Genomic DNA, 14,809 nt, shown 5'->3' with positions numbered 1-14,809 from the left:
CCACCGGGCAGGCCGGCCGTCCTGTCGCGCCGGGCGGACAGGCCTACGGGGCCGGGACGTCGATTTGCCGTACCATCTCGCCCGCCACGTACACCAGCACCACAAACGGGGGCGTCCCGGAGGCCGACGTGGAGACGACGTCTCCCGGAGCGTGGTTGGCCAGATAGACCGTGCGCTGGCTTCCGTCCGGTTGAACGGCGAGGACCTTCACGGGTTGGTGCGCGTCGCCTTGAGGAACGGCGATCCGCACAATCACCTGCGTTTGCGGGCCGGCCGGCCGGACCGCCGACGTCACGATCGCTTTTGCCGGCGCCTTCCCGGGCCGGCCGGCCGGCCCGGCGCCTTGGTCGGGCGGGAAGATGTCGACGGTCGCGCCGGCGAGGGCTTGTCGCACCTGGTTCAAGATCGCGGCCCGCTGCGGGTCGGTCAGGGCGGAATTCTGCGCGAGACCGCGCCCGGCGGCCGCGAGCGCCGCGTCGGCCGACGGGTACCCGAGGTAGAGCGTGCCGGCGGGTTTGAAGGCGCCCTTGAGATCGGCCTGGATTCGCACGCCTTCGAACATCCCGGTGCCGCCGGTGCCGCGGATGTGGACCGTGGCCTCGGCCGGATCGTAGCCTCCCATACCTTGCACGGGTTGGTTAATGAGGAGCGACACGACCGCGTCGCCCGCGGGCCCGTGAAGGACGACGCGCTCCGCCTTGCCCTGCGCGGTCGTCGTCGCGCTCACGACGACCAAGGTCATGTGGGCTTCCATCACCAGCGACGCCGGTCCGCGAAGCGGGACCCCGAGCACGGGTAGGCTGATGTCGAGATCCTCGCGCTGGCTGGTGCTGCCGCTGCTGACCACCGGTGTGGGGACGATATGCGTTTGGGCCTTCCCCATGTCGGTAATCACGATGCGCCCGCTGACGGGGACGGCCAATGCGGTGCTGTCGGGCGGGGCCTGAGCGCCGGCGTATGCGGGCAACGTCAAGACCATGGCGCACGCCAGCACGGCCTGCGCTCCGCGTGCGAGCCGGCGGCGGACGCGGGCGCCTTGGACGTTCACGGGTGGGGGTTCCGGGCGGCAGGGCGCATGCGTGGCATGGGACCTCGTGATAGGGTCTTTCCCCTTTCGCCGGGTCCCCCAGCCCCCATACGGCGAAGGTCTGATGCCACATACGGGCCGCCGCCCGATACTCCCTCCCTGTATTCTCGCGTTATCCTGATAGAAATACCCGCCCGGCTCCGAAGCCAGGGCAAAGGAACCAGAGATGGACGCGCCTCACCACGGGTTTGCGTGGAGACAGCGGATCGCCGACACAGCGCGCGGGTGGTCTTCTGGGCGAAGCCTGCGGGCGCGAATCATGGTGGTCGTCGCCGTCGGCATTCTGGTTCTGCTGGTCGTCATGGGCGTTGACAGCTACCAGATGGCACGGCAGTTGACCGACCAGCTACTCCAAGAGCGGCTCCGATCAGCGCAGGCTACGGCGGAGCTCCTGGACGGAACGCTGGCTCAATCCTTCCGGCAGTTGCAGGCGCTTGCGTCTTCGCCGGCAATGGCTGCTTCGGGCGCCGCCGCGGACCGCCAACGGGAACTGCTTCGTCAGATGCGGTCCCAAATTGCGCTTGCTTCGTACGGCTTCTACCTCGTGGATGCGACAGGGCGCCTCAGAATCGCGGAACCCGCCCATCCGGGGGATTTTGCGATCAATTTCCGGAACGATGCGGCCCTGGGGAAAGTTCTCGGCGGCGCGCCCGCGGCGGCATCGAATCTCGAGGTCCTGGGTGCCGGCCGGGTCCCAGCCGTCCTGCTCTGTGTGCCATTGCCGATTCGTGCCGGAGGACTGTGCGCCGCCGTCGACCTTCGCCGGCAGCAGCTCTTGCCCTACATTACGGAGTACAGCGCGACGCGCCGGCCGGGCACCACGTGGCACGCGCTGATCATCGATGCGCACGGAGAGGTTCTGGCCACCACCGAAGACGCCGAGGCCTTCCAGGCCAACGAACACCCTCTGTTCCATCACGCGCTCATGGCCGGCCATCGGGCGGGGGTCGGCCGCGCCGCGGTGGTCGAAGGAGGGCAGGTCCACGGATACCACATCATGGCCTTTGCCCCGCTGTATCAGACGGCGTGGGGGGTGAGTGTGGGGCAGACTCAAGCCGAAACCTTTGCCCCGATCGTCGCGGTGCGGAACCGTAATCTCTTGATCGGCACGACCGCCCTGATCCTGGCCCTCTTGTTCGCGTGGTGGGACACCGGCACCGTAGTGCGGCCGCTGCGGCTCCTGGCCGGCGCGGCACAGCGCATCGCCGGCGGCGACCTCGAGACGGTGGTGCGGGTTGATCGACACGATGAGATCGGCAGCCTGGCCGACGCCTACGATACGATGCGCGACCGCCTGAAGACGTCGCTCGCGGAACGGGCCCGGCGCGAGCACGAGGCGCAGGCACTGTACGCCGTCAGCCGCGAGATTCTGGCGCTCACCGACCTCCAGACGATCCTCGCGGCCATCGCCGAGCACGCGCGGCGCTTGCTCCACATGGAGGTCGGCGCGCTATGCCTGTTCACCGAACACGGCGGCCCCATCGTGCTCGGGGAGTTGAGCGGACCGCCCGACGCGCGGCTGCCGGAGCATTCCAACGGCTCCGGCGGCCTGGCGCAGGGAGACCCGTTAGTGTGCTCCACGGGCCACACGTGTCCATTTGTCGACGCCCGCTACAACCGCGCGCACGCCGTCGCACCTGTGCAAATCGGCGATCGCACCCTTGGAACACTGTGCGTAGCCAGCAGCACGCCCCGCCGCGTGACGCCGGACGACACCAATCTGCTCTCCGCGCTCGCCGCCCTGGCCGCCCTGGCCGTCCGGAGCAACGAGCTGCACCAGCAGGTGCAACAACTTGCCGTGCTCAGCGAGCGGGATCGCATCAGCCGTGATCTCCATGACAATACGATGCAGGCCCTGTACGGCGTCGACCTTGCGCTGGAATACGCCGCCGGACTGATCGACGAAGACCCGGGTGACGCCAAGCGGCGGCTGGCCGAGACGCTGGATATCCACACCCGCATCATTCAGGAGATTCGCGGCTACGTTCACAACCTTCGTCCACCCGAGACGGCCGAGCGGACCTTCCGGACGGCTCTGGAGGCCGTTGCCGGAGAGTTCCAGGAGCACTCCCGGCTCCCCGTCACCCTGGACCTCGAAGGCGCCGACGCAGTGCCGGCGCTGCCCAACGAGATGCGGAATCAACTGATCCTCATCGTTCGCGAAGCGCTCGCGAACGCCGCCCGCCACGCGCAGGCCGCACGCGTGACCGTCCACGCGTCCGCGGCAGACGACACGCTCACGCTCCGGGTGCGGGACGACGGTTGTGGATTCGATCCTGCCGGGCTGTCGTCGCGCTACGGCCTCGGCCTCGGCAGTATGGCCGAACGGGCCCGCGCGATCGGGGGGCGGCTTCGGGTTACGGCCGCCCCGGACGCGGGGACAACGGTCGAAGTCTCTGTCCCACGGCCGACCCGCGCGCAGGTGGAGGTGCACCATGGAGAAGCCGCTGCGCATCCTGCTGGTGGATGACCACGAAGTGGTGCGGGCCGGGCTCCGGATGCTGCTGGGGCACCGGTCCAATATGACGATCGTCGGCGAAGCCTCGACCGCGGCGGCCGCGGTGGAGGAGGCGGCGCGGGCGGCGCCCGACGTGGTGATCATGGACGTGCGCCTCCCGGATGGAAGCGGCGTCGAAGCCTGCAGGGAGATCCGGTCGGCGCGACCCGACACCCGCGTGCTGATGCTCACGTCGTTTGCGGATGAGGAAGCCGTCGATGCCTCCGTGATGGCCGGAGCGTCGGGCTACCTGCTGAAGCAGACCCGCAGCGCGGAGCTGATCCATGCGATTGAGGTCGTGGCCGCCGGGGAATCGCTGCTCGATCCCACGGTCACCCATCAACTCCTCGCGCGCTTCAGGCGCCTGGCCGGGACCGGCGGCGATCCCGTCGCGGCGCTGACGGAACAGGAGCGCCGCGTGCTGGCGCTGGTCGGGGACGGGAAGACCAATCGAGAGATCGCCGCCGCGCTGCACCTGAGCGAGAAGACGGTCAAGAACTATGTCAGCACCCTGCTCGGCAAGCTGCACGTGCAGCGGCGCGCGGCGGCCGCGGCGCTGGCCGCCAAGCAGAAACTGTCCTAGCCTCCGCGCGCGGCGGCTCTACCGAAGGGCCAAAGGTCCCGGGACCTTTGGCCCTCAGTCTTGGGGCCAACGGCTCTACCGCCGCGCCCGCGCCGACTCTATCGTAGAGACTGAGGCGCTCGTTGCGCGAACGTTGGGAGGCGCGGTCATGGCTGCAACGCGGATCAGCTACAGTCCGGAGCTGGAGGGCGCGCTCGCACGGCGCGAGGGAGTCGGTAGATTTGACGCGACGGTACGGGAGGCCATCTCGGTGCTCACCGACCGGTTCACCGAGGTGCGCCTGAGCCCGGCCTGGGCCGCGGCCGAAGAGGGCGCGGAGGTGGGCGCAGATGGCGTCACGCTTAGTTTGACCGTTCTTCCGGCGCGCTTTGCCGATCCGCTCGGGTTGACGCGGTTCCTCCGTCACGAGCTGGGACACGTCGCCGATATCCTCGACGACGAGTTCGCGTACGGTCACGTCCCGGAAGACCTGATCATGACGCCCACGCTGCGACGGCGGTTCAAACTCCTCTGGGCGTGCTCCGTCGATGGCCGCACGGCGCAACTCGGCGGGTCGCCGCTGCATGCGCGGGCGGAGTACCAAGCCGAGCTGGTGCGGCGGTTCCCCGGACTATCGGGCGGCGTCGCCGGCATGGCCGTCAACCAACTGTGGGACGATCAGCGGCCGCGCTACTGCTGCCTGATGCGCATGGCGGCCGACCTCGCCGCGCAACCGGCTGCGGTACTGTCCACGACGGGCCCGACCGCCGTAACGCAGGGGGCCCGGTACGCGACAAGCCAGACGTAATGTAATGCAGCACACAGGGCGATGGCTCAGGGGTTGACGGGGCATGCCGCTGATCGGCCGGCGGAACGAGAGGTCCCGGCCGGTCGCGCGCCTGCCCCTCCTGCGTTTCGCATCGCGTTGAGGGCCTGACGATGCCGACGGTATCGATCGAGACGCTCGACTGGCTGGCCCTGGGGATCGGCGCCCACGCCGCGGTGACGCTGTTGTTGTTCCTGCGTTACCTCGAGAGCCGCGAGCGGATTGTGCTGTGGTGGACGGGCGCCTATGTCCTGTTCACGCTGCACGTCGTGGCCGAAGCGGCGGCGATGCGCACGGCGCAGCCCTGGCTCTTCTTCGCCCGGAACACGGCATTCGTCGCGGCCTCGCTGGTGATGCTCTCGAGCGTGGCCGCGGCGTGGCGGGGGCTGACACGGCGCCAACTGCTGGCCGGTGCGGGCGGAGCCGCCGTGTTCGTGCTTGCGGCGTCGGCACTCGGCGCGGGTGCCGGGACCTGGTGGATCACGGTGTGGCCCCCGTCGGTCTTCGCGGCGGCCGCGTTCCTCGCCTCGGCGTACTTCCTCCGGCAGGCCGAGCGCGGCGTGCGGCAGTGGGGAACGGTCCTTCTCTTCTGGGGGCTCGTCTTCACCGGTCTGCATGCGTTGGATTACCCGCTCTTGCGGCCGGTGGCCCCGCTGCCGGGAGCGCTGGCGTCGGGCGTGTTCACGCTGCTCTTTGGGACCGGGATCGTGTTGCGCGCCAATCAACGGGTTCGCGAACTGACGTTGCTCAACACCGTGCGCGGGACGCTGCTGGCGCGGGTGTTCACCACGCAGGAGGACGAACGCCGGTGGATCTGCCGGGCGCTCCACGAGGAGATCGGACAGATGCTGTCCGCCTTCATCATGTCGCTGGATGGCACCGAACCGTTCCTCGCCGAGGCGCCCGCGGAGACGACCCGGCAGATCGCGTACATACGGAGCGTGGCTGAGAAGACCTTGGACCAGATCCGTGCGATCGTCAGCGACCTGCGGCCCACGCTTCTCGACGAGCTCGGGCTCCTGGCCGCCATTTCCGCTCACGCGCACCGGGTACTGAGACCGGCCGGGATATCGGTCGACATTGAAACCGACGGCCTCGCGACGCGCCTGCCGCCGAAGGTGGAAGTGGTGCTCTTTCGCATCCTCCAGGAGTCCCTCACGGACATCGCCAAACATGCCGGCGCCACCCGGGTCGGGGTGACCATCGCGCGCGCCGGTTTGACCGTGCGCGCCATGGTCACCGACAACGGCGCAAGGTTCGAACCCGCGATGAGCCCGCACGGCGGCGAGGGGCGGGCCATCGGGGTGTTCGCCATGCGGGAGCGAGCCGCCGCCATCGGCGGGCAGGTGAGCGCGTCCACCCTTCCAGGAGCGGGAACACGCATTGACGTAATACTGCCGTGCGGCGACGAGCCCGTAGTGCCACGGGCCCCGTCTCTGTTGTCGTTCGCAGTTCTGTAGTCGGTCCGAGACACCAGGGAGGCGCAGAGGATGCGGCGAGTGTACACGACGATCGCGGTTCTGTTGTTTGCGGGCGCGGCGATGCTCAGTCCACTCATCCACCGCGGGGCGGTCCAGGCCGCCGCCGGGGTTCTGGTCACAATCCCGGGAGATAACTATGCCCCCGCGGCCGTCATGATCGAGGCGGGGCAGACCGTCACATGGATCAACAAAGATTCCGACCCGCACGTCACCACGACCGTCCCCGGGACGCCCCAGGCGTTCACGCTCGTCCATGCGCCCGGGAAGCCGGTGTCATTCAAATTCACCAAGCCCGGGGTGTACCCGTACTACTGCCTGGATCACGCGACATTCAACACCGCGAGCCGGCGGGTCGCCGCCAGGAAAGAATCCGATGCGTTCCCCTTGGCCATGGAAGGACTGATTGTGGTCAAAGGTCCCGGCTTCACGGGCGCACCCGCCGCAACCGTCACGATCTCCGGAGGCGCCTACGGCCCGGACGTCGCCGTGGTGCGCGCCGGAGGGAAGGTGACTTGGGTCAACGATGACACGCGCACCCACACGCCGGTACTCGTCCAGGCCGGCCGGCCCAAATTCGATCTCGCGGCCGGGAAGAGCCACTCGGTGACGTTTGCCACCCCCGGAATCTACTTTTTCTACGACGAGGGCAGCGCGACGTATAACCCGAAATTCGGACTGGCGGCGGCCAAGAAGGGCGCCCCTCACTTTCCGATCGCGATGCAGGGGTTCGTAGTGGTCCTCTAGTCCCTTTTCATGCACGCGGCGCCGGGCCGCCCCACGGTAGTGGCCGCCGCTGGGGCGGCCGCGGCCGCCCTCATTCTCGGCCTGGCGGCCCTTTCGGGATCTGGGTCCGGTGAGGCCGGAGCCAATCCTCAGGATGCGCTCACCCTGGTCCGCCGGGCGTTGGCCGCCCTGGAGGTCACCCCGCCCGACCTTGACGCGGCCACGCGACAGGTCATTCTGGCGCTGCTCGCACCCGATCGGCGCGGAGTGGACATGAGCCGTGTGGAGAACGCGGCCCACGCGCTCGGCGAGGAGAACCCCACGGGCGCGGCGGCCGACCTCATGGACGCTCTGCGCCCCGCGCAAGCCGGCTCCGCGAGAATCGACATGACGCTCCTCATCCCCGTCCGGCCGCGCTTCGCCGCCACGCCGAGCGCGTGCGCCCTGCTGGCTGCCGCCGCGCTGCTGGCCCTGGCCGGGGTACTCGTCGTGCGCGGATGAGTTCTCCTTCACGTGTAAGGCGGTTGTGGGTCGCGCTGGATGCGCGGCTGGTGCTCCACAACTTCCTCTACGAAGTCCCTGCCTACGCCAACACGTTCCCGTACGTCCTGGGCGCGGTCACGCTCGCGGGCTTGGTGATCCTGGTTGCCAGCGGTATCCTTCTCGGCCAGTTCTACGCTCCGGATCCCGGCGCCGCGAACCAGAGCATCCGGATCATTATCGCCCAAGTCCCCGGCGGCGAGGCGATCCGCGGCATCCACATCTGGGCCTCGCATCTGACCATGGTGGTGCTGCTCCTGCATCTGATGCGCGTCTACGCAACCGGCGCCTACCGGTTCCCGCGCGAGGCCAACTGGGTTGTGGGCGTCGCGCTGCTCGCGACGATGCTGGCTTTGTTCTACACCGGGACCGTGCTGCGATGGGACCAGGAGGCGGCCGAAGCGCTCGAGCACAACGTCGCGTTCACCGCGTTGCTGGGCATATTCGGCGGTTGGTTTTCGCCTACATTTTCGAGTCACGTCCCGCTCCTGACCCGATTGTACATGGCGCACGTGAGCCTGCTCCCGCTTGTGCTCTTCATCTTGCTCACGGCTCACGTCTACCTGGTCCGACAGCACGGGATCTCGCCGCACCTGACCCGGCCCGCGGCGGCGGAGCCCCGGTACACGTTTGCCCACCACCTCAAGAAGGCGGCCGGGTACGGCGGCATCATGCTCGGCCTCGCGCTCGCGCTGGGGGTCATCATGCCGCCCGGCGAAGGCGCCGCTCCCGTCGCGGGCATCGAGGTGACAAAGCCACCATGGCTCCTCCTGCCCTTGTACGGGCTGGAGAATCTGTTTGGGCTGCAGGGCCTGTGGGGCGCGTTGGTGTTCTTCCTTTGGCTGCTCGCCGTCCCGATCCTGGATCGTGAGCGCAGACCGGGATGGAGAGGCCGGCGGCGCGCGCTGGCGGCGGGCACGGCGGTCTTGGTGGTGCTGGTCGGCCTTGGCGTCTTCGCCGAGATATGGCATCCGGTGGCGCATCTCCACTGAGTCCGCCGCGACGTCGCCGTTGTTCCCGGCATCTGCGTTGCGCCGGCACAAAGACCCGAACAACCCCTGCTCGTAGGCGGCGTGGCGCAGCGCCTGTCGCGGACCTTCATTGAGGAGCCGGGGAATCACGCTGCTCTCGGCGGCGTTCGGCGCAGCGACGAGGTCGCTGTATGGTCGCTGCTTCCCTCACGCTGATGCTGGTCATCGACGATCCCGGCGCGCGATCCGAGATGAGCGCGCGCCTGGCCGCGCATCCCGCATGCACGGTCGTCGGACCGTTTGGCACCGACGACGATCTCGCCGCGGCCGCGGCGGCCGCGGACCCCGACGCGATCATTTGGGATCTGGGCGACGATCCCGAAACGTCGCTCCTGCGCCTCTCCGAAGCGCAGGAGCTGCGGGTGCCGATCGTAGCCGTGGTTCAGGACGAGCGCGACGGGTTCCGGGCGCTCGCGCTGGGCGCCGCGGGGCTGCTGCCGCGCGCGGCCGACGCCGAGCGGGTGATCCTCGCCGCCGGGACGGTGGCGGGAGGGCTCCTCGCGCTCGACCCTTCGGTCGCCGGGTTTGGGGACGCGGCCCGAGACCCCGAGGCGGACTTCCCCGTGGAGACGCTCACCCGCCGCGAGCGCGAGGTCTTGCGGTTGATGGCCGAGGGACTCGCGAACAAAGCGATTGCCGAGCGCCTCGGCATTACGGAGCACACCGCGAAGTTCCACGTCCATACTATCCTCGGCAAGCTGAGCACCCAGAGCCGGACGGAAGCGGTTGTCCGTGCCGCCCGCCTGGGTCTTATCACGATTTGACCCCCGGGACCTGATCGAACGATGGATGTCGGGCCTGTCGTGCCACGCTACCCTCAGGTTGTAGACACATCACACGCAAACGAGGTGACACGGTCATGAGTGCACTCACGACGTTTTCCGACGCCCTGGCGGGCGCGGTGGAGGCGGCCGCTCCGTCGGTCGTCCGCGTCTCGGGCGGGCGCCGCCCGTCTACCGGAATTGTCTGGTCGGCGGATGGAATTGTGCTGACCACGGAGCACATGCTACGCCGCGACGAGGATATCACGATCGTCTTGGGCGACGGACGCGAACTCGCGGCCACGGTTGTCGGCCGGGATCCGAGTACCGATCTCGCCGTCCTCAGAGTTCAGGCCAGCGCGCTGCCGGTTCTCACGTGGCGGGACCCGGAAGCCCTGAAGGTCGGTCAGTTGGTCCTGGCCCTCGGCCGCCCCGGGCGGACGGTCCGGGCGAGGTTGGGCATCTTGAGCGCGGCCGGGCAGGACTGGCAAATTCCGGGTGGGACCCGAGTCGATCGCTATCTGGAGCCCGACATCGAGCCCGTCCGCGGCGTCTCCGGCGGTCCGCTGCTCGACGCCGACGGCCGGGTGATCGGGGTGAATACCGCGGGACTCAGGCGGGGGCTCGTACTCACCATTCCAACGCCCACGGTGCGCCGCGTGATGGACGCCCTGCTGACCCACGGGCGTGTTAGACGAGGATACCTGGGCGTCGCCGCGCAAACAGTGCCCGTGCCCTCGGCACTGGCGCAAACCGTCAATCAGCGCGCCGGGCTCCTCGTGCACGGCGTCGAGCCGGGCAGCCCCGCGGAGCGCGCCGGACTGCTGGTCGGCGATCTGGTGCTCGCCATCGGCGGCCGGTCCGTGGACCGGGCGGATGAATTGATGGGGCTCCTTACGGAAGACCGGATCGGCGCGACGGAGTCGGTCCGGCTCGTGCGTGCCGGACAGATTCAGGACGTGCAGGTGACGATCGGAGACCGGCCCGCGGCCGCGTGATGGCGCGGGACTCCCGACGGCACACCGCGTGACCAGGGGGGTGGCCATGAAGGTCGGCATCTTAGGGAGCGGCCAGGTCGGCCAGGCACTCGGGCGGGGATTTCTCGCGCTCGGCGATGAGGTGATGCTCGGCTCCCGCGAGCCGGAGAATCCCAAGGCGGCGGCGTGGGCGAAGGCGGCCGGCGCGCGCGCATCCGCCGGCTCCTTCACCGCGGCCGCGCAGTTCGGCGAGATGGTCCTGCTCGCGACGCTCGGCGCGGCAACAGAGAACGCGATCCGCATCGCCGGTCCCGAGCACTTCCGCGGCAAGCTCGTGATGGACGTCACCAACCCGTTGGACTTTTCGAAGGGGGCGCCCCCGGGGCTCGCCGGCGGGGTGGGGGACTCCGGGGGCGAGCGGCACCAGCGGCTCCTGCCGGACGCGCAGGTCGTCAAGGTCTTCAACACCGTCGGGAACCAGCTGATGTTTCGGCCCGAGCTGCCGGGGGGACCGCCGAGCATGTTCATCTGCGGCGACGACGCGCGCGCCAAGGCGCGTGTGGCGGATATCTGCCGCGATTTTGGCTGGGAGACGGTCGACGTGGGCGGCATCGCCGCCGCCCACTACCTCGAAGCCATGTGCATGGTGTGGGTGCTCGCGGGGTCAGCCTCCCACAACTGGAACAACGCGTTTAAGTTCCTGCGAAAGCCGTAACGTCGCCGAGCGCCGCACGTCTGCTCCGGCACGCGCGGGACTCCCGGTGCGATGATCGGCAGCCACGTCCTCGCGGCGATCAGCCTGAGTGGAGTCGTCCTGGATCTCGGGGAGCGGTCATCGGTCTCGCCGGGACCGTGGCCGGGCGCCTGACCCACGAAGGCGCCCGCGGCGTCGAGTTCGGGTTCGAGATCGGGCTCGTCGTCGCCGCGGTCGGCGCCGTGGTCGCGACGGTCAGCCCGTACGTCGAGTGGTGGGCCGACACGCTGCCGTCGCAGCGGCTCGGCGTGCTGGGGACTGCGCTTCTGCTCGTCGGGTTCGCCCTGCAGTCGTGCCAGTATTGGGTGACGCTGCTCGGCATCCAGGTCCGGTAGGCCCTGCCGCGGACCGGCGTCCGGGTCACACCGGGCTCCTCGCTATTGAGGCCTATCCCCACAACGCCGGTTTGGCCACCATCATGTACACGATGATCACGGCGATGATGGCGAGTGAGATCCCGAGGCGCGTGCCGCGCGCCGCGAGCGCTTGGTACGCGGGTGAATTGGGACCGCCCGCGTCGAGCGCCTGGATTTGGCGCCGCAGCGTCGGTGTGTACCCGACGATCGCGATCACTACGAGCAGGACGTAGAGGATGAGGCCCGTGAGGAGCCAGGGCGTCGTCAGCGGGATCCTCCCCATGCCCGCCATGGCCATGCCCGTGATCAGCAGGAGGCCGTAGGCCGGATTGGCGATCCGATCGTCCAGCATCTTGACGCCGCGGAGCGCGAAGGCGAGGTGCTGCGGTTCCCGGGCCGCCCTCGTGAGCCAGACACCGTAGGTAATGTTGGCCCCCAACGCGGTGATCGCCATCAGCACGTGAATCCATTGCAAGAGCACATAGGCGCTCATCAACCACCTCCGCCGTTGCTCACGGGGTGTCCCGTGGCGACCGGACTTCCACCGGGATGGAATCGGGTCCGACGCACATGAAGTACACGTTGGGCCCGCCCTGCTGCAGGTCACGCGCGATGGCGACGCCGCCCTCCGCAGGCGATCGTACACCTCGCGCACCTCGCTCGTGCGCTCCAGCACGAAGCCCACGTGGAAATCCGGCGGGTACACCGGCGGAGGCGAGTGGCGCAGGTTGCTTACCCCGAGCGAAAATCCGGCTTCGTCTTCCAGCATGGCGATCTCTCCGCGCCGCTGGTACGTGCACCGCAGGCCGAAAAATCGCTCGAAGAACTCGCGCGCGGCGTCGACGTCCGATACCTGCAAATCGACGTGGTTGAGTTTCACAAGCGGCACGCTCCTTCCTTGGCCGTCGCAAGATCGCGGCTCTCGGTTCCGGGGTTCTGGTTGAGTGTGAGGCCGCGGTATGGAGCAGCGATGGAGGCGATGTGGAGAGCGCATGGAGACGGTCGCACGCCCATTCCCGGTTTGACGGATGATACCGGATAGAAAACGGGTGGTTCACCCTTGTCATCGCGCACTTCTGGCTTCGTGACGAGAAGATGACGCCGTGGCGCGCCGGCGGCGTCGCGCCCGGCTTCACGGGCGTCGTCGTCCTCGTGAGCGGCAGCCTGGGGGCGGCGACACCGTGGAACAGCCTCTGGGGACAGGCGGCGGTTCTCGCCGCCTCCGTCAGTTATGCGCCTGCCGCGACGTTTGCCCGGAGGCACCTGCGCGGACGGCCGCTGATCTTGCAGGCGACCCTCGCCGTATGCATGGCCGACGCGATGCTGGAGCTCGCTGTTCCCGCGGTCGCACCGCCGGCGGCTGCCAACATCTTCCGGTGACGTGGCGGGCCCTTGCCTGGCTTGGCCTCCTGGGTTCTTCGGCCTGTTGCTCGGCGTCGGGCTTCTCGGCGAGCCGCTGAGCCCGCGGCTCATTGGCGGGACGCTGCTCGTCGTCTCCGGGATCGCCATCGCCGGCCGCGTCCCGGCGTCCACGGCCGGCCTTGGGCGCGTCGATCTCCGGCGCGCCACGACGCGCTGACCCTGGTCAACCGGTTTCGAACAGGGTGGGAGCAGGGGCGGAGGCTGCGTGTCACCCGTGTCGAAACACACCCGAGCGATGCGCATGCTTCCGGTTCGCCCGATTTTCCGATGATCGTTCGCGGCACCATCCGGCGGAGCGCCTACTTCGACTCCGCGGCACTGATGCAGGTGCAACAGGCGCTGCGCGAATTTCCCGGAGTTCAGGAGGCGGGTGTGGTCATGGCGACCCCCGCGAACCTGGAAATGCTCCGCGACGCCGGCCTCGACCCGATGAGTCTTGCCGTGACCGCCCCGGCCGCTGGAACCGCCGCCGGTCCGAACGATCTCGTGGTCATGGTGGGCGGGGCCAGGTCGGAGCAGGTTCAGGCCGCGCTCGATGCCGTGGACGGACTGCTCGTCCGCCGCCCGGCGGGCGCGGACGGACAGTACCGGCCGCGGACCGTGACTGCGGCCGCGCGCCATCTCGCCGGGGCGAACCTCGCGCTCGTCTCCGTGCCCGGCCGCTTTGCGGCCGGCGTCGCTCGTGAGGCGCTCGGCGCCGGACTGCACGTCATGCTGTTCAGCGACAACGTGCCGCTTGCCGATGAAGTGCGCCTCAAGCACGCCGCGGCCGGCGAACACCGCCTGATGATGGGGCCTGACTGCGGGACGGCGGTGCTGGGCGGCGCGGCCCTCGGGTTCGCGAACCGCGTGCGGCGCGGCGCGGTCGGCCTGGTCGGCGCGTCGGGGACCGGCATCCAGGAGATCGCGACGCTCGTGCACCGGTTCGGCGGCGGCGTTTCGCAGGCGCTCGGCACCGGGGGGCGGGATCTGTCCGCGGAGGTGGGCGGCATCACGGCGCGGCAGGGGCTCGCGATGCTCGGCCGCGATCCGCACACGGGTGTGGTCGTGCTCGTGTCCAAGCCGCCGGCGCCGTCGGTGGCCGCCGCCCTGGCGGCCGAGGCCGCGTCCCTCGGCAAGCCGGTCGTCACGGTCTTCCTCGGCGCGGCCCCGGTCGCGGCCGGGACGCCGGTCTGTCAGGCCGGCACGCTGGAAGACGCGGCGCGTCTCGCGGTCGCGCTCGGAGCGCGGGACGTACACGGCGCGGCCCGGCCGGCGGACGGCCATCCGGATGCCGGCGTCACGCTTGCCGGTGACCGGCGCGCGCTCGACCGGATCACGGCGAGAGCCCGCGACGCGGTCGCGCGCCTCGCGCCGGCGCAGCGCTACCTGCGCGGTTTGATGAGCGGCGGCAGTTTGTGCGCGGAGGCCGTGACGCTGCTCGAACACGCGCTGCGCCCGCTCTCCACGAACGTCTCAGCCGGCGTCGCGGAGCACCGTGACGGGATCGGCCCGAGCCGCGGCCACACGGTCTTGGACCTCGGGGCCGACGTGTTCACGGTCGGCAGGCTGCACCCGATGTTGGACATGACGCTGCGCGCGGCGCGCCTGCGGCAGGAGGCGGCGGATCCCGAGGTGGCGGTGGTGCTCCTCGACGTCGTGCTTGGACTCGGGGTGCATGCCGACCCCGCCGGAGCGCTCGCGCCTGTGATCGCGGAGGCGCGGGCGGCTGCGCAGGCCGCCGGCCGCTCGCTCGCCGTCGTCGCGTCGGTCTGCGGCACGGACGACGATCCGCAGCCGCGGGCGCGACAGG

Annotated in this window: 16 protein-coding genes; 14 read left to right on the top strand and 2 right to left on the bottom strand. The window is 69.5% G+C overall.

The genetic code is table 11. The features are described from left to right. Positions 1-43: 43 nt before the first annotated feature. Positions 44-1,048 carry a hypothetical protein gene (locus VGZ23_13980; GenBank protein ID HEV2358697.1) on the bottom strand — a complete coding sequence of 335 codons (1,005 nt, stop codon included), beginning with the start codon at positions 1,046-1,048 and terminating at the stop codon, positions 44-46. 205 nt (positions 1,049-1,253) lie between these two features. On the opposite strand from VGZ23_13980, the gene VGZ23_13975 reads away from it, so the two are divergent. The 11 genes from VGZ23_13975 to VGZ23_13925 all read left to right on the top strand — a co-directional run bounded on the left by VGZ23_13975 (position 1,254) and on the right by VGZ23_13925 (position 11,574). Further along, positions 1,254-3,557, top strand: a complete 2,304-nt coding sequence (locus VGZ23_13975) for an ATP-binding protein (GenBank protein ID HEV2358696.1) — start codon at positions 1,254-1,256, stop codon at positions 3,555-3,557. Then, the gene (locus VGZ23_13970) at positions 3,523-4,167 is read left to right on the top strand and encodes a response regulator transcription factor (GenBank protein HEV2358695.1); all 645 of its coding nucleotides are present in this window, start codon (positions 3,523-3,525) and stop codon (positions 4,165-4,167) included. The genes VGZ23_13975 and VGZ23_13970 overlap by 35 nt, the downstream gene beginning before the upstream one ends. Positions 4,168-4,315: 148 nt before the next feature. Beyond that, positions 4,316-4,954: a hypothetical protein gene (locus tag VGZ23_13965; protein ID HEV2358694.1), complete on the top strand. Its 639-nt coding sequence runs from the start codon at positions 4,316-4,318 to the stop codon at positions 4,952-4,954. 131 nt (positions 4,955-5,085) lie between these two features. After that, positions 5,086-6,432, top strand: a complete 1,347-nt coding sequence (locus VGZ23_13960) for a sensor histidine kinase (GenBank protein HEV2358693.1) — start codon at positions 5,086-5,088, stop codon at positions 6,430-6,432. A gap of 30 nt (positions 6,433-6,462) precedes the next feature. Then, a complete protein-coding gene (locus tag VGZ23_13955; GenBank protein ID HEV2358692.1) occupies positions 6,463-7,197 on the top strand; it encodes a plastocyanin/azurin family copper-binding protein in 735 nt (244 codons plus the stop codon). A 39-nt stretch (positions 7,198-7,236) separates the two neighbouring features. Further along, positions 7,237-7,677 (top strand): hypothetical protein, encoded by a 441-nt coding sequence (locus VGZ23_13950; GenBank protein ID HEV2358691.1) that lies wholly within the window; start codon positions 7,237-7,239, stop codon positions 7,675-7,677. A 23-nt stretch (positions 7,678-7,700) separates the two neighbouring features. Continuing rightward, the gene (locus tag VGZ23_13945; GenBank protein ID HEV2358690.1) at positions 7,701-8,708 is read left to right on the top strand and encodes a cytochrome b N-terminal domain-containing protein; all 1,008 of its coding nucleotides are present in this window, start codon (positions 7,701-7,703) and stop codon (positions 8,706-8,708) included. A 170-nt stretch (positions 8,709-8,878) separates the two neighbouring features. Next, entirely contained in the window at positions 8,879-9,511 is a 633-nt protein-coding gene (locus VGZ23_13940; GenBank protein ID HEV2358689.1) for a response regulator transcription factor, read from the top strand. Between the two features lie 95 nt (positions 9,512-9,606). After that, the gene (locus VGZ23_13935; protein ID HEV2358688.1) at positions 9,607-10,506 is read left to right on the top strand and encodes a trypsin-like peptidase domain-containing protein; all 900 of its coding nucleotides are present in this window, start codon (positions 9,607-9,609) and stop codon (positions 10,504-10,506) included. A 46-nt stretch (positions 10,507-10,552) separates the two neighbouring features. Beyond that, entirely contained in the window at positions 10,553-11,200 is a 648-nt protein-coding gene (locus tag VGZ23_13930) for an NAD(P)-binding domain-containing protein (protein ID HEV2358687.1), read from the top strand. 137 nt (positions 11,201-11,337) lie between these two features. After that, positions 11,338-11,574, top strand: coding sequence for a hypothetical protein (locus tag VGZ23_13925; GenBank protein HEV2358686.1), 237 nt, complete (start codon positions 11,338-11,340; stop codon positions 11,572-11,574). A 52-nt stretch (positions 11,575-11,626) separates the two neighbouring features. On the opposite strand, the gene VGZ23_13920 is transcribed toward VGZ23_13925, so the two are convergent. Then, positions 11,627-12,484, bottom strand: a complete 858-nt coding sequence (locus VGZ23_13920; GenBank protein HEV2358685.1) for a DUF2269 family protein — start codon at positions 12,482-12,484, stop codon at positions 11,627-11,629. Between the two features lie 206 nt (positions 12,485-12,690). Here VGZ23_13920 and VGZ23_13915 point away from each other — a divergent pair, with 206 nt between their 5' ends. The 3 genes from VGZ23_13915 to VGZ23_13905 all read left to right on the top strand — a co-directional run. After that, the gene (locus VGZ23_13915; protein HEV2358684.1) at positions 12,691-12,975 is read left to right on the top strand and encodes a hypothetical protein; all 285 of its coding nucleotides are present in this window, start codon (positions 12,691-12,693) and stop codon (positions 12,973-12,975) included. 1 nt (position 12,976) lies between these two features. Continuing rightward, positions 12,977-13,174, top strand: a complete 198-nt coding sequence (locus VGZ23_13910; protein HEV2358683.1) for a hypothetical protein — start codon at positions 12,977-12,979, stop codon at positions 13,172-13,174. A gap of 110 nt (positions 13,175-13,284) precedes the next feature. Further along, positions 13,285-14,809, top strand: a 1,525-nt coding sequence (locus tag VGZ23_13905) for a protein FdrA (GenBank protein HEV2358682.1), incomplete at its 3' end; no start/stop codon positions are given.

The sequence above is a fragment of the bacterium genome (assembly GCA_035945995.1).
Taxonomy (GTDB): Bacteria; Sysuimicrobiota; Sysuimicrobiia; order Sysuimicrobiales; family Segetimicrobiaceae; genus DASSJF01.
The sequence above is the reverse complement of the archived record's forward strand: the minus strand, read 5'-3'. Positions and strand labels throughout refer to the sequence as shown.

Excerpts from the sequence above, each read along its gene's own strand:
- VGZ23_13955 (HEV2358692.1), top strand. The coding sequence starts at position 6,463 with ATGCGGCGAGTGTACACGACGATCGCGGTTCTGTTGTTTGCGGGCGCG.
- VGZ23_13935 (HEV2358688.1), top strand. The coding sequence starts at position 9,607 with ATGAGTGCACTCACGACGTTTTCCGACGCCCTGGCGGGCGCGGTGGAG.
- VGZ23_13965 (HEV2358694.1), top strand. The coding sequence starts at position 4,316 with ATGGCTGCAACGCGGATCAGCTACAGTCCGGAGCTGGAGGGCGCGCTC.
- VGZ23_13915 (HEV2358684.1), top strand. The coding sequence starts at position 12,691 with ATGACGCCGTGGCGCGCCGGCGGCGTCGCGCCCGGCTTCACGGGCGTC.
- VGZ23_13930 (HEV2358687.1), top strand. The coding sequence starts at position 10,553 with ATGAAGGTCGGCATCTTAGGGAGCGGCCAGGTCGGCCAGGCACTCGGG.
- VGZ23_13960 (HEV2358693.1), top strand. The coding sequence starts at position 5,086 with ATGCCGACGGTATCGATCGAGACGCTCGACTGGCTGGCCCTGGGGATC.
- VGZ23_13940 (HEV2358689.1), top strand. The coding sequence starts at position 8,879 with ATGGTCGCTGCTTCCCTCACGCTGATGCTGGTCATCGACGATCCCGGC.
- VGZ23_13975 (HEV2358696.1), top strand. The coding sequence starts at position 1,254 with ATGGACGCGCCTCACCACGGGTTTGCGTGGAGACAGCGGATCGCCGAC.
- VGZ23_13970 (HEV2358695.1), top strand. The coding sequence starts at position 3,523 with ATGGAGAAGCCGCTGCGCATCCTGCTGGTGGATGACCACGAAGTGGTG.